This is a genomic window from Neglectibacter sp. X4, from assembly GCF_009917365.1.
Taxonomy (GTDB): Bacteria; Bacillota; Clostridia; order Oscillospirales; family Acutalibacteraceae; genus Acutalibacter.
The window spans coordinates 127447-141007 of record NZ_QWLE01000002.1 but is presented as its reverse complement, the minus strand read 5'-3'; the positions used below and the strand labels follow the sequence as shown (position 1 = coordinate 141007).

Sequence of the window (13561 nt, the reverse complement as noted above, 5' to 3'; positions counted from 1 at the left end):
GGGAGCACGGGAGCAATCCCAAACTGCCCAAGACCAGAAAAATGCGAAAGTCGGCGCAGCTTGACGCTACGCCGACCCTCGCTTAAAATGTTTTCTTACGTTACCAGCCTATTTGCCTGCGCCTTTTTATAGTAAACGCACTTAAAAATCGGTACAACTCGATTTTCAAGCCAGGCGGCTGAGCCGTCTGGTTCAAAAGAGGTATTCTGCCTCTTTTGAACTGCGTTAACTATATGCCTTTCGCCATAACTTTTCACATCCACATCCCCAAAAGGAACAGGATAACGCCAAACACCACGCTGGCCGTAATGCCGAACACCAGCACCGGGCCGGCCACTGTGAACAGCTTCGCCCCCAGGCCGGTGATGAAGCCTTCTGCCTTAAACTCCATTGCCGGGGACACCATGGAGTTGGCAAAGCCCGTAATGGGCACCAGCATCCCGGCCCCGGCGTGTTTTGCCAGGTTGTCATACCAGCCAAAGGCCGTCAAGGCGGCGGAAATCAAAATCAGGCTGATGGACACCACAGCCCTGGCGTCCTTTACCTCCAGCCCCATGCCCTGGTAAGCGTTGCACAGCCACTGGCCTATGGTGCAGATAAACCCTCCGGTTACAAAGGCCAGCAGGCAGTCCTTGAAAACCGGGGACGGGGGCGAAACCTCCTTCACCATCTGATCATATTGTCTTTTGCTCACTGTTTTCATGGCAGTCCTCTTCCTTTCTCGCCCATATCGCGAACGCCTTATAGCCACCGCACTTAAAAAGCGGTAAAAATTTCAAGGGTGGTGGCTAGAGTCTGTTTTAAAACCGGAGAAATGCCAGTATTTTTGTTCAGGACGGACGGTTTCAAGGCGAAAACCGCAAGAGATACTTTCGTATTTCGAGGATTTTTAACACAGAAACCGTTTGTCTCTGGACAAAAAGACGGTTTTGCGGAGTTTTAAGACAGACTCTAGGGCTTGTTCTGTTTTCCAAAGGAAAACAGAGAGCAGGATTGCGTGTTTCTTGCAAGCCTGCCACCTGCAAAATGAAATTTTGCAGGTGCGTCAACTGTATATGCGCAGGAATAGTCTGTACTGCCAGTTCAAAAATATGCAGCGGGCCGCCCGCCCTGTGTTTTCTTATGCTTTTCTGCTTTCCAAAATCTCTCTTATCTGCCTCTCCACCTTTTCCAAATCTGGAGAGCACAGCACAGGCAGCAAATCCGCCAGAGTTTCCGGCGGCAGATCCCACCATTTCAACTGGAGCAGCGCTTCTATCAGGCTTTCATGAAACCTTTTTTTGATAAACCGCGCCGGGTTTCCGCCCACCACACTGTAAGGCTCCACGTCCCTTGTTACCAGGGAATACGCGCCAATAACCGCCCCGTCCCCTATCCGAACCCCAGGCATAACCACGCATTCCCTGCCAAACCACACGTCATTGCCCACAACCGTGTCCCCCTTAAAGGGAAGCTGGGCCAGGTGTTCCGGGCTGTTTTCCGCCCAAGCGCCGCCAAACACATGGAAGGGATATGTTGTCACGCTGCTGATACGGTGGTTTGCCGCGCCCATGATAAATTTTGTTCCAGCCGCCAGGGCGCAGAATTTCCCGATAATCAGCCTGTCCCCAAACTCGGGGTAATGAAAAAGCACGTTGTTTTTCTCAAAGCCTGTGGGAGCTGCCGGATCATCATAATAGGTATACTCCCCCACCTGGATATTGGGCGAGGTTATCACATTTTTAATAAAGCAGGATGTCCCATATTCGTTGGGAAAAACTGCATTTGGGTCTGGTATACGCATAATTATCTCCTCTTTTTTGTTTTTAGCATCCTCTCCTTTCCCCCCGCCGGTACAATCGCAACCGCCCGTATCTCCCTTAGCTTTCTCATATAATCCATCCTGGGGCACAGGCCTCAAAGGCAGCCCTTTGCCTCCTGTGCCGTTCCTTTCTCTTCTATTTTCCTTGTGCCGTTCAGTTGGCTTTACAGCATTTCATTAAACTCGATCCGTTCCCGGTTCGGCCCCAGGATAATGAAAAACCGCACGCCCTTTTCCCAAAAGGGCAGCTCCTCAATGCCGCGGCTGACAATTTCATATCCCTGCTCCCGGGCCTTATCATAGCACGCGTCTATATTCTTCACATCCAGGGCCAGATGGTCAATAGCCCCGGACTCCATGGCGGCCTGCTTGTTCTCATAGGCCTCCATGGTCAGGTTCCCCAGCCGCAGGAAAGCCACCCGCTCCTTTGCGGCCTCATTCACCGTCTCATACACGTTTTCAAATCCCAGCCCCTCATAAAAGGCGATGGTCTTATCCATGTCGTTTGTGGGCAGGCCCACATGCTGCAGGCCTGCGGCAAATTCACCCAGCTTCATAACAATCACCATGCGATGCAGAAAGTGCGCCAAAGAGACAGGCAGCCCCCCGCACCCCGCATCGCTCCTTTCTTTTCATTTTTTATTTGCCCTGCTGGCTTCCTCCACACAGGGCCTTCACAATCTCGTCCGTATGCATTCCCCGGGAGCCTTTCACCAGCACCGCGTCCCCCGCGCCTAAAGTGCCCTTCAGGAAGCCCAGTGCCTCCCCGTTTGAAGGGAACCATCTGGCGCCGTCCCCAAAGCCCTGGGCGATGTCCTTTGCCAGCGGCCCCACCGCTATCAGCTCATGGATGCCCTTCTCCCTGGCATATTGGCCCACCTCCAGGTGCGCCTGCCGGGAAACTTCCCCCAGTTCCAGCATATCCGCCAGCACAGCAAAGCGCCTGCCTTCGCAGGGCCGGGAGCACAGCACATCCAGGGCACTGCGCATGGAATCGGGGCTGGCGTTATAGCTGTCGTCAATCACCGTCACGCCCCCTGCCTGGAGGATCTGCTGGCGCATGGCCGGCGGGGTGTAGTCTGCAATGGCCTGGGCGGCCGCCTCCCCTGCCATGCCCAGATGGCAGGCCACCGCCATGCAGGCCAGGGCGTTGCGCACATTGTGTACCCCCGGGGCCGGCACAAAGACCTCCTGCTCCCAGCCCTGGGGGGACAGGCAGGTAAAACGGGTGCCGCCGTTTTCCTCCCGGAGATCCTGGGCCTGCCAATAGCAGTCCTCCCCCAGGCCATAAGGTATCACCCGGCAGGCGGCAGTGTCCTCCAGGACGGACAGCAGGTCATCGTCGCCGTTTACGAAAAGCGCCCCGGTATAGGGGAGGTAGTCTGCGATGTGCAGCTTTTCCTTTAGAATATTCTCCCGGGTTTTGCAAAACTCAATGTGGGACACCCCGATGTTGGTGATAACCGCGCAGGTGGGCCGCACCACCGGGGCAATGCGCCCCATCTCCCCGGGCATGCTCATGCCCATCTCCACCACTGCGGCGGTGTGCCGCGGCTCCAGCCCGCAGATGGTGATGGGCACGCCCACCTGGCTGTTCTGGCTGCCGGCGGTTTTCATCACGTCAAACCCTGCGCTGAGGGTCTGGGCCAGCATCTCCTTGGTGGTGGTTTTGCCCACGCTGCCGGTTATCCCCACAATGGGCAGGTCAAACTGGCTGCGGTAGCAGGCGGCATACCGCTGCAAAGCCCCCCGGCAGTCCTCCACCAGCACCACCGGGCCTCCGGGGAAAGGGATTTCATGATCCGTAAAGGCTGCCGCAGCGCCCTTTTCAAACACAGAGGCAATATATGTATGCCCATCTGTGCGTTCCCCTCGGATGGGCACAAACATGGCCCCCGGCCCTGCCTCCCGGCTGTCTGTGATAAAATGGGTGACTTCCCTCTCCCCATCGCCCCACAGGATCTTCCCTTCCACAGCCGCCGCAATTTCCTCCAGCTTCGTCCGCATATCAACCACCAGCCCGGCGCCAGGCAGCCCTGGCGCTCTTTCCTTTCTTCATAAAGTATTTCAAAAGCAGTTCTTACTCATCCAGCTTCAGCACAGACATGAATGCCTCCTGGGGCACCTCCACTGTGCCAAGCTGCCGCATCCGCTTCTTGCCTTCTTTCTGTTTTTCCAAAAGCTTCTTCTTCCGGGTGATGTCGCCGCCATAGCACTTTGCCAGCACATCCTTGCGCATGGCCTTCACCGTCTCCCGGGCAATAATCTTCCCGCCAATGCAGGCCTGGATAGGCACTTCGAAAAGCTGCCGGGGGATTTTCTCCTTCAGCTTTTCCGACATCTTCCTGGCCCGGGGATATGCCTTTTCCGCGTGGATGATAAAGGAAAGGGCATCCACCACCTCGCCGTTAAGCATAATGTCCAGCTTTACAAGCTCGGATTTCTGATAGCCCAAAAGCTCATAGTCAAAGGAGGCATAGCCCCGGGTGCGGGACTTCAGCGCGTCAAAAAAGTCGTAGATAATTTCATTTAAGGGCAGCTCATAGTGGATATCCACCCGGTCGGTGTCAATGTAGCGCATGTCCTTGAACACGCCCCGGCGCTCCTGGCACAGTTCCATAATATTGCCCACATAATCGGAGGGGGCATAGATATGGGCGTTTGTAATAGGCTCCTGGGCCTCCTTGATAACGGCGGGGTCGGGGTAGTTGGTGGGGTTATCCACCCGGATGGTTTCCCCGTTTGTCTTGGTAATTTCATACACCACGCTGGGGGCGGTGGTGATGAGATCCAGGTTGTATTCCCGCTCCAGCCGCTCCTGGATAATCTCCATGTGCAAAAGCCCCAAAAACCCGCACCGGAACCCAAAGCCCAGGGCAATGGAGGTTTCCGGTTCAAAGGTGAGGGATGCGTCGTTTAACTGCAGCTTTTCCAGGGCGTCCCGCAAATCTGTATAGTGGGCGCCGTCCGCCGGATAGATGCCGCAGAACACCATGGGCTGCACAGCCCGGTAGCCCGCCAAAGGCTCTGCCGCCGGGCGCTGCGCCAAAGTCACTGTGTCGCCCACCCGGGCGTGGCGCACATCCTTGATGGAGGCGGCAATATACCCCACTTCCCCGGCCTGCAGGCACTGGGCCGGTTCCAGGGAAGTGGCCCGCAAAAAGCCGCATTCCACCACAGTGAACTCCCCGCCTGTTGCCATCATGCGGATGGAGTCCCCAGGCCGCAGCTCCCCGTCCATCACCCGGATATACACGATAACGCCCCGGTAAGAGTCATAATAGGAGTCGAAAATCAAAGCCCTGAGGGGGGCCGTCTCGTCCCCTTCCGGCGCGGGGATATCCGTGACAATCCGCTCCAAAACCTCTTCAACGTTTGCCCCGGTTTTGGCGGAAATCCGGGGCGCGTCCAAAGCCGGAATGCCAATAATATCCTCAATCTCGTGGCAGACCCGCTCAGGCTCTGCGCCGGGCAAATCGATCTTATTGACAACCGGCAGGATTTCCAGCCCCGCGTCCACTGCCAGATAGGTGTTTGCCAGGGTCTGGGCCTCAATCCCCTGGGAGGCATCTACCACCAGCACCGCCCCCTCGCAGGCCGCCAAGGACCGGGACACCTCATAGTTAAAGTCCACGTGCCCCGGGGTGTCGATAAGGTTGAAGGTGTATTCCTCCCCGTCCTGAGCCTGATACCGGAGGGTCACCGCGTGGGCTTTGATGGTGATGCCCCGCTCCCGCTCCAAGTCCATATTGTCCAAAAGCTGGTTCTCCATTTCCCGCAGGGCCACCGCACTGGTTTTTTCCAGAATCCGGTCTGCCAGGGTGCTTTTCCCATGGTCAATGTGGGCTACAATGCAAAAATTTCTGATTTTACTCCTGTCCATCTGTTTCTTCTCCGTCCTTCCCTTTAAGGCCGTGGAACTCCGTTCCACACCTTGGCCTAAGAAACTTTTTGAAAAAAGTTTCTTAGGAATCTTCAAAAACTTTCCTGTTTGTTTCGCTTCCAGTGTAAGCCGCCGGAAGCCACGCTGGGCACGCGACGGCTCACGTAAGCGCGGAATCCTGTTCCGCGGCGAAAAATTTCCTCTCATGCTCCCCGCGTCTCGGATGAAACGTCACGTTTCACATGTCGCGGAATTTGCGCACCTGGCGGAGCATCCGCTGCTTGCGGCGGTACATGACCATCAAAATAAAATATACAATGATAAGGGCCACAATAACCGCGATAATCACCACAAACCAGGGGGAGGAAAGCAGGGACTTCCCCTGCTCCCAGCTTGCCAGCAGGTCGCTGCGGGAAACAGACTCTGCCGCCACCAAAGGCACAGTAGCAATCACCTCATCGGCATAGCTTAAGGTGGCAGTGCCCACCTGCTCCCCCTTGCGCACCGGGGCCTGCACGCTTTCCGGCTTGTTCACCGTCACCACAATACTGCTGGCGTCCACGCTGTTGGGCAGCATGACGCTGGCGCTTTCCCCTGCCGCCAGCAGGAGCTGATCCTGCTGAAAGGCATACTCCAGGTTCACAGAACTGAGCACCTCTCCCGGGACAGCCACCGTCTTTTTCCCCAGGTTCTCCAAGGCCCAGCGGAACAGGGAGCGGGCGTCCAGCATTTCCCCATGAATCCCTTCCTCATAGCCTTCCATGTCCCCCAGGCATATCACCACATAGGTATACCCCAAAGCGGTGGCGGAAGCCGCCAGGCAGTATCCCGCCTGGTTGTGAGAGCCTGTTTTGATGCCTGTAGCAGACTTATAATAATACTCTATGCCGCTTTGCTCGTCCATATAATTCTGCAAAAGCTTATTGGTGCTGTGAAAGGTTTCCTCGCTCTCGTTCACGTTTGTGGCAGGCTTTACATAGGCAAAGGTGCCTGTAATGTCTGTAAAATTGGGCAATGTCATGGCATATTCCGCAATCCGCGCCAAATCCCGGGCTGTGGAATAGTGATCCGGGTTATACAGGCCATGGGGGTTTGTAAAATGGGTGTTCCGGCAGCCCAGCTCCTCCGCCTTCTTGTTCATAAGCTGCACAAAATAGCTGTCCGGCGTATAGCCTGCCGGATCCCCGGTGAATTCCTCTTCCCCGCCGTCCTCTGTGCCGCCGTCCTCCGGGGAGTCCCCGCCTTCCGCCAGCAGGGCCATTTCCGGTTCCCCCGCCGCTTCCCCCTGGGGCGCTGCCTGGGGATCGTCTGCCTGCGCCTGCCCGCTGCCAGGGGCGCTTTCCCCGCCCCCCTGGGCCGCCTGGGGATCCTCCGGCTTTCCCTCCTCTTTGGGCGCGATAAGCCCCTGGGCATGAAGGGAATCCACATATTCCGCCAGGGTTAAAGCCGCGTCATTGCCCGAAGGCACCATCATCAGGTATAAAAGCTGCAGGCCTGTCAGCTCTTCCCCCACCGCAATGCCCGCTAAGGAGCTGCCTGTGCCCTCCAGATCGTCCGCTACGCTTTGGGGCACAGTGATTACCGTGTTCTCAATGTCCGGAATCGTCTCATAGGCCACAATGTAGCTCATAATTTTCGTCAGGGAAGCCATGGAAAGCCTCTCGTCCGGATTCAGGGCATACACCACTGTGTCTGTGTCCAGGTTCAGCATGATAATGGATTTGCAGTGGGGGCCTTCCGGGTTCTGTTCGTCCTGATCCCACCCGAAGTCAAAGCCCTCCGCCTGGGCGGGAAGGGACAGGCAAACCGTCAGGCACGCTGCCAGAAACAGGGCTGAAAGAGAGCGGCAGGCCTTTTTTATGGGTATTCTGTATCGCATGGCGGTTTTCATAAAAAGCTTCATCCTTTCTTCCTTGTACCTAAAGGGCAGATATGTTACAATATATAGTATTGGCACAGTTTCCGCGGGCAGTTCCCTTTTGCGGCCAATGCGGTTCAAAAGGGGCGGAAGCCTCCTTTGAACCGGCGGCAGGGCCGCCTGCCTGAAAATCGGGGCACCCGGCTTTCAAGGGCGCTTACTTATAGTATACTATTTTGTGGGCAAAAAGAAAAGGCGGAATTTTTGAATAATTTTTGAAAAGGGGCGTCAACCTTGCGTATTTTTCACACTTCAGACTGGCACCTGGGCCGTATGCTCTATGGCAGAAGCCTGCTTTCCGACCAGCGCCACTTCCTGGAAAGCCTCCTGCTCCCCGCCATAGAGCGGGAAAAACCCGCGGCCCTGCTCATTGCCGGGGATATCTATGACAGGCAGGTGGCCCCCCCGGAGGCCATCGCCCTGTTTGACAGCACCCTTTCCCGGCTGGTGGAATGGGGAGTGAAAGCGCTCATCATCTCCGGGAACCACGACGGCGCCCAGCGCATGGCCCTTTTAAAGGGCGCTCTGCGGCACAGCGGCGTTTTCTTCGCCACGTCTTTAGAGGACATGCTCTCCCCGGTGCTGCTGGAAGAAGGAGGCCAGCGGGTACAGGTGTTCCTCCTGCCCTATTTTGACTGCCCCGCAGCCCGGGAGTTTTTAGGGGACGCCTCCCTGCGGGGGGAGGCCGCCTGCATGGAAAAGCTTTTAGAGCGGCTGTATCCCCTGTTCCTGCCGGAGGCGGCCCACGTGCTCATGGCCCACTGCTTCTGCGCCGGAGGCATGACAAGCGATTCGGAAAGCGGAACCTTTGTGGGCGGCAGCGGGCAGATCCCCCCTTCCCTTTTCTCCCGCTTCGATTACGTAGCCCTGGGCCACCTCCATGGCCCTCAAAAGGCGGGAGAAACGGCCCGGTATTCCGGCACGCCCTTAAAATATTCCATAGACGAGGCGGGCCAGAAAAAGGGATACCTGTCCCTTGCCTGGGACGGGAACTCCTTTTCAGCGGAGCACCGGGAGGCAAAGCCTTTGCGGGACGTGCGGAAAATCACCGGGCTTTTCAAGGATCTCATGGCTTCCGGGGAGGCACACCCCTGCGAGGATTATGTGGAGCTGTGCCTTACAGACAAATCCCCTGTGCTCCTGGCGGCAGAGCGCCTGCGCCCCTTTTACCCGAACCTTCTTTCCGTCCGGAACCAGTGGGCCTTGGAAGGGGCGGCGGGCAGGCGGGCCAAGGCCCTTTCGGGGGCGGATGAGGGGACGGTTTTCTCCGCCTTTTTCCAAGAGGTCTGCGGGGAGGAGCCGGAGCAGGAGGACATGGCCCTGTTCCGGGAGGTTTTACAGGAGGTGCGTTTATGAAGCCCATCCGTCTTTCCGCCCAGGCCTTCGGGCCGTATCTGGAGCAGGTGGAGATAGATTTTACAAAATTTGAGGAAACAGGGCTGTTCCTCATCGCCGGGCCTACCGGCGGGGGGAAAACCTCCCTGCTGGACGCGGTGTGCTTTGCCCTGTACTGCAAGGCAACCGGCGGCAAGCGGGATTTTTCCAGTATGCGCTGCATGAGCGCCCCCATGGATCTGCCCACCCAGGTGGAGTTCGACTTCTCTCTCGGGGGAAAAGCCTACCGCTTCAAACGCAGCCGCTTTTACAAAATCAACCGCCGCACCAAGGAGCCGCAAATCCAGGAAAGCCATGAATGCTTCACCCTGGAAAACGGGGAGGCCCATCTGCTGGAAAGCGGCACGGAAACCGCTGTCCGCCGCCGGGCGGAAAGCCTTCTGCACCTTTCCTGCGAGCAGTTTTCCCAGGTGGCCGTCCTGCCCCAGGGGGAGTTCCTGCGGCTTTTGCGGGCAGGCTCCCAGGAGAAAGGGGAAATCCTGCGCACCCTGTTTTCCGCCGAAATCTGGAAATCCCTCCGGGACGCCTTTGCCCAGCGCAGCAAGGCCCTGGAGGAGGAAAGCCGCCGCCTGTCCGACCTGCAGGCAGGCCTTTTAAGCCAGGCCCACGCGGACACCCCCGCCGCCCTGGAAAAAGCCATAAAAGAGCGGGAGCAGGGAATCCAAACCTTAAGCCGGGAAGGGGAAAAAACCGCGAAGGAGCTGGAGGAAACCCAGGCCCTTTTGCAGGCCCGGGAGAACCACGCCCGTCTGGAGCAGGCCCTTGCCCAGGCGGAAAAGGAGTGGAAGTCTGCCTGCCTGCGCCGGGAGGCTTTGGAAAAGTCCGCCCCTCAAACAGCGGAAAAACGGGCACAGGCACAGGCCGCCCAGAAGCAGGCCCTTGTTGCCGCCCAGGAGGAAGCCCGGCTGGAGGGGCAGCTTCTGGAGGCAAAACGGGCAGAGGGAATCCGGAAAAAGGCAGAAGAAACCAGGCTCGCCCAGCAAGCGCGGCAAAAGGAAGCAGAGGCTTTTGCTGGGAAGCTTCAGGAAGCCCAGGCCCGCATGGAAAAGGGCCTTGCCTGCGAAGCACAATACCGGGCCGGGGCAGAGCGCCTGCCCGCCCTAGTGGAGGAGCGGGCCAGGCTTGAAAAGGCCCTCTCCTCCCTGGAGGAACTGGAAAAGCGGCAGAAAGCCCTGAAAAAGGCAGAGCAGGCCCGCCTGAACGGGGAAAAAGCAGCCGGGGAAGCAGAAGCCGCCCTTTCGGCCCTTGCCGCCCGCCTGGAGGAGCAGGAGGCCCTGCGCAGGCAGAACGCCGCTTTAGAGCTTGCCCAAGGCCTGGAGGAGGGGGCTCCCTGCCCGGTGTGCGGGGCGGTGAACCACCCTGCCCCGGCAAAAGGCAGCGGGCAGGTTTTAGACGAAAGGGAGCTGGAAAGCCTGCGCGCCGCCGAAAAGAAAGTCCGCGCCGCGGCCCAGGAGGCCCTGGGGAGCCTGCGGGCGGCGGAAAAGGCTCTGGAGGAAGCGGAAAGCGCCTGGAAAGAGCAATCCGCCCTGTGCAAGGGCCTGCCCTCCCAGGCAGAAGCCGCCCGACAGGCAGAGGAGACAGCCGTCCGGGAGCAGGAGGCCCGCCGGGGCGCAAAGCTTCTGGCTCCGGCCCGGGCAAGGCTGGAGGAACTGCGGAAAGAACGGGAACAGCTTTCAAGCGGCGGCGCCCAAGCCCGGGAGGCTGTCTCGGCCCTGGAGGCACAGGCGGCGGAACTGGAGCGCCAGGCAGCGGAAAGCGCCGGAAAGCCCAGCGCGGCAGATTTGTCAAAGCAGGCGGCAGAAAAGCGGCAGGCCCGGAAAAGCCTGGAGGAAACAGCCGCCTCCCTTTTAAAGCAGGCAGAGGAGGAAGCAGCCGCCTTTGCCCGGGCCGGGGAAGCCGCTGCCCTTACGAAAGCCGCTTTGGAGAAGGCAAAGGAAAGCCTTGCCGCCTTCCCCGCCCCCTGGGAGGAGCCGCCGGTTCTGGAAAGCCTCCGTCAGCAGGCGGAAGCCCTCCGGGCAAAAAACCTGGAATCTGCCAAAGCCCTGGCCAGAGAAGGGGCGGAGCTGAAAGCGGAGCGGGAGCGGCTTTCCCAGCTTGCGGAGCTGCAGGAAAAGCTTGGGGATTTGGAAGCGGTTTACAGCCGGGTGGCAAAGCTTTCCCGGCTCCTTTCCGGGAACAACCCCAGGAAGCTGCCTGTTTTGCAGTATGTCCTCAGCGTCACCCTGGATCAGGTGCTGGTCAGCGCCAACCATTTCTTCGCCGTCCTCAGCCGGGGCCGCTATGCCCTGCGGCTGATGGAAGGGCCTAAAGGGGGCAACGCCTATGCCGGGCTGGATTTAGAGGTGCTGGACGGCGCCTCCATGCTGCCCCGATCCATTGAAACCCTTTCCGGCGGCGAGCAGTTTCTGGCCTCCCTGTCCCTGGCCTTTGGCCTTTCCGACGTAATCCAGAGCCACGCCGGGGCAGTGGAGCTGGAATCCATCTTCATCGACGAGGGCTTCGGCTCCCTGGACGCGGAAACCCTGGACACTGCCATGAAGGCCCTTTCCATGCTCCGCTCCAGCGGCAGGCTTATCGGGGTTATCTCCCACGTTTCCGAGCTGCAAACCCGCATCCCCAGCCGCATTCAAATAACCCGGGACAGCGGGGGCTTCTCCCATGCCCAGGTGCGGCTGTGAAATTTTTGGCCATCCCTGCAAATCCGTAAGAATTTGTCGGAAAAATGAAATTGACAGGGCGGGAAAAACTTGCTATCCTTAACATACAGAGGAAAAACCGCAGGGCCTTGGCCCCGCGAAAAATACAAAGAAAGGAGCGGTACAGGCGCGAAAGGCTGTTTTCCCGCTTTTCGGCGCATGTTTTGTATCGCAGGGCGATTTTATATGCATTGGATGGACAAATTGGAAAGGAAGCTGGGCAGGTACGCTGTCCCCCACATGATGTATGTCGTCACCGGCATTATGCTGGCGGTTTTCGCCGCCAATCTGGTGCTGGGGGGCATTGTGTCCCCCATGCTCTTCTTCCACCGGGGGCTTATCCTCCAGGGGCAGGTCTGGCGGATTATCACCTTCATTTTCCTGCCTCCCAGCACTTCGGTTCTGTGGATTGCCTTCAGCCTGTATTTCTACTGCCTTATGGGCAATGCCCTGGAAAGCGCCTGGGGAACCTTCCGCTTTAACCTGTTCTATCTCTGCGGCGTTGCCGGCTCCATTTTGGCAGGCTTTATCACAGGCACCGGGGTCAACCATTTCCTGAATATGTCCCTGTTTTTCGCTTATGCCGCTGTCTATCCGGAAAACCAGATTATGCTCTTTTTCTTCCTGCCCATCAAAGTGAAATGGCTGGCCGCCGCAAACGCCCTCTATTTCCTCTATATGTTTGTTGTGGGCGGCTGGACTGCCCGCGCCGCCATCCTGTTCTCCCTTTTAAATATCTGGCTCTTTTTCGGGGGCGACCTGTTCCGCCACATCCGCCAGCAGGCGGGATACTGGAAAACCCGCCGGCAGTTCCGCAAAAACAACAGGTTCTAAAGCGTGCGTTCCCCTGCCCCATGGGCGGGGGAACATTTTGTTTCACGCCATAGGCTATAGCAAACGCACTTGAAAATCGGTACAGCCCGATTTTCAAGCATACGCGGCTATGCCGCTGGTTCAAAAGAGAAAGCAGTTTCTTTTGAACTGCGTTAACTATAAATGGCCAGGGCCTGCCTGCCCAAAGCCTCATACGCCTGTTCCGTCTCCCGCTTGCCGTAGGCCACGGCCTTGCCTGCCATAGGATCGTTAAAATAATAGCTGGACTCATCCTCCCCCACTAGCAGCAGGCAGTGCAGGGGGTATATCCACTGGAACTCCTCCCCGGTACCCTCTATGGTAAAAACAATGCCCGGCACAGGCGTTTCCATATCAATGGTGGCCCACACCAGCACAGGCACGCCTTGGCGCAGGCATCTTTGGCACAGTTCCGGCAAAGGCGTGTCCGTCAGGTTTATGATTGAGAGGGACGTTTCGTCCCTCTCGCGGAGGATATCCTCCGCGGCTTTTTCCACCACTGGCGCATAGCAGCCCCATCCCTCTTCGCTGTAAGGATTACCCGGGAAAGCTTCCCTGGGATCGCACCCTATATAGCCCCCAGCCCCGTCCGGATGGGGCGCCGCGCCTCTGGGAATGGCTTCCAGCACTTCTTCCGGGGTCACGTCTACCCCGGCATACTGCAGGGCCATGGTGGCTGTCACTCCCTCGCAGCCAGTGGGGAACCTGCCCCGCTGGTCAATAAAAGGCACGTCCAGCAGGACAGATTCCTCCTGCACTGGGGCTGTATACTGCTCCATGGCCCGCCCGGTTTTTCCTAGCTCCCGCCACAGCGAAAAGCCCAGCACGCCCCACAGGCCGCACAGGGTCAGGCACAGGAACACCGTCCGCCCCAGCTTCTGCTTTTTCCGCCTGGATCCTTTCCGTTTCCTGACCATCCCTACGCCCCGGGCCTGCGCAAAGCGGGCGGAAAAACCGCCTTCCCCCACTCTATGCCTGTTTCTTGCCGCCGCGTTTTTCATACCAGTCTCCATATG

General features: G+C 58.1%; 10 protein-coding genes. 3 read left to right on the top strand and 7 right to left on the bottom strand.

The features are described 5' to 3' along the window. Window positions 1-253 precede the first annotated feature (253 nt). The 6 genes from spoVAC to D1841_RS02640 form a co-directional block, all read right to left on the bottom strand. Entirely contained in the window at window positions 254-703 is a 450-nt protein-coding gene (gene spoVAC, locus D1841_RS02665) for a stage V sporulation protein AC (protein WP_160641860.1), read from the bottom strand. A 417-nt stretch (window positions 704-1120) separates the two neighbouring features. Next, window positions 1121-1783, bottom strand: a complete 663-nt coding sequence (locus D1841_RS02660) for a CatB-related O-acetyltransferase (RefSeq protein ID WP_160641859.1) — start codon at window positions 1781-1783, stop codon at window positions 1121-1123. 182 nt (window positions 1784-1965) lie between these two features. Continuing rightward, window positions 1966-2358, bottom strand: coding sequence for a VOC family protein (locus D1841_RS02655; protein WP_160641858.1), 393 nt, complete (start codon window positions 2356-2358; stop codon window positions 1966-1968). A gap of 82 nt (window positions 2359-2440) precedes the next feature. Then, entirely contained in the window at window positions 2441-3808 is a 1368-nt protein-coding gene (gene murF / locus D1841_RS02650; RefSeq protein ID WP_160641857.1) for a UDP-N-acetylmuramoyl-tripeptide--D-alanyl-D-alanine ligase, read from the bottom strand. A 73-nt stretch (window positions 3809-3881) separates the two neighbouring features. Then, window positions 3882-5684 carry a translation elongation factor 4 gene (gene lepA, locus D1841_RS02645; RefSeq protein WP_160641856.1) on the bottom strand — a complete coding sequence of 601 codons (1803 nt, stop codon included), beginning with the start codon at window positions 5682-5684 and terminating at the stop codon, window positions 3882-3884. Window positions 5685-5922: 238 nt separating this feature from the next. Beyond that, window positions 5923-7587, bottom strand: a complete 1665-nt coding sequence (locus tag D1841_RS02640; RefSeq protein WP_160641855.1) for a D-alanyl-D-alanine carboxypeptidase family protein — start codon at window positions 7585-7587, stop codon at window positions 5923-5925. 249 nt (window positions 7588-7836) lie between these two features. On the opposite strand from D1841_RS02640, the gene D1841_RS02635 reads away from it, so the two are divergent. The 3 genes from D1841_RS02635 (at window position 7837) to D1841_RS02625 (ending at window position 12527) form a co-directional block, all read left to right on the top strand. After that, window positions 7837-8958: an exonuclease SbcCD subunit D gene (locus tag D1841_RS02635; protein WP_160641854.1), complete on the top strand. Its 1122-nt coding sequence runs from the start codon at window positions 7837-7839 to the stop codon at window positions 8956-8958. After that, a complete protein-coding gene (locus D1841_RS02630; protein WP_160641853.1) occupies window positions 8955-11675 on the top strand; it encodes an AAA family ATPase in 2721 nt (906 codons plus the stop codon). Before D1841_RS02635 ends, D1841_RS02630 begins: the two co-directional genes overlap by 4 nt. A gap of 222 nt (window positions 11676-11897) precedes the next feature. Continuing rightward, window positions 11898-12527, top strand: coding sequence for a rhomboid family intramembrane serine protease (locus tag D1841_RS02625; protein ID WP_160641852.1), 630 nt, complete (start codon window positions 11898-11900; stop codon window positions 12525-12527). A 152-nt stretch (window positions 12528-12679) separates the two neighbouring features. On the opposite strand, the gene D1841_RS02620 is transcribed toward D1841_RS02625, so the two are convergent. Then, the gene (locus D1841_RS02620; RefSeq protein ID WP_166554219.1) at window positions 12680-13546 is read right to left on the bottom strand and encodes a C39 family peptidase; all 867 of its coding nucleotides are present in this window, start codon (window positions 13544-13546) and stop codon (window positions 12680-12682) included. Window positions 13547-13561: the final 15 nt, after the last annotated feature.

Bases quoted from the DNA above. Each gene is read 5' to 3' on its own strand.
- spoVAC (WP_160641860.1), bottom strand. From the start codon at position 703: ATGAAAACAGTGAGCAAAAGACAATATGATCAGATGGTGAAGGAGGTT.
- D1841_RS02660 (WP_160641859.1), bottom strand. From the start codon at position 1,783: ATGCGTATACCAGACCCAAATGCAGTTTTTCCCAACGAATATGGGACA.
- D1841_RS02655 (WP_160641858.1), bottom strand. From the start codon at position 2,358: ATGAAGCTGGGTGAATTTGCCGCAGGCCTGCAGCATGTGGGCCTGCCC.
- murF (WP_160641857.1), bottom strand. From the start codon at position 3,808: ATGCGGACGAAGCTGGAGGAAATTGCGGCGGCTGTGGAAGGGAAGATC.
- lepA (WP_160641856.1), bottom strand. From the start codon at position 5,684: ATGGACAGGAGTAAAATCAGAAATTTTTGCATTGTAGCCCACATTGAC.
- D1841_RS02640 (WP_160641855.1), bottom strand. From the start codon at position 7,587: ATGAAGCTTTTTATGAAAACCGCCATGCGATACAGAATACCCATAAAA.
- D1841_RS02630 (WP_160641853.1), top strand. From the start codon at position 8,955: ATGAAGCCCATCCGTCTTTCCGCCCAGGCCTTCGGGCCGTATCTGGAG.
- D1841_RS02620 (WP_166554219.1), bottom strand. From the start codon at position 13,546: ATGAAAAACGCGGCGGCAAGAAACAGGCATAGAGTGGGGGAAGGCGGT.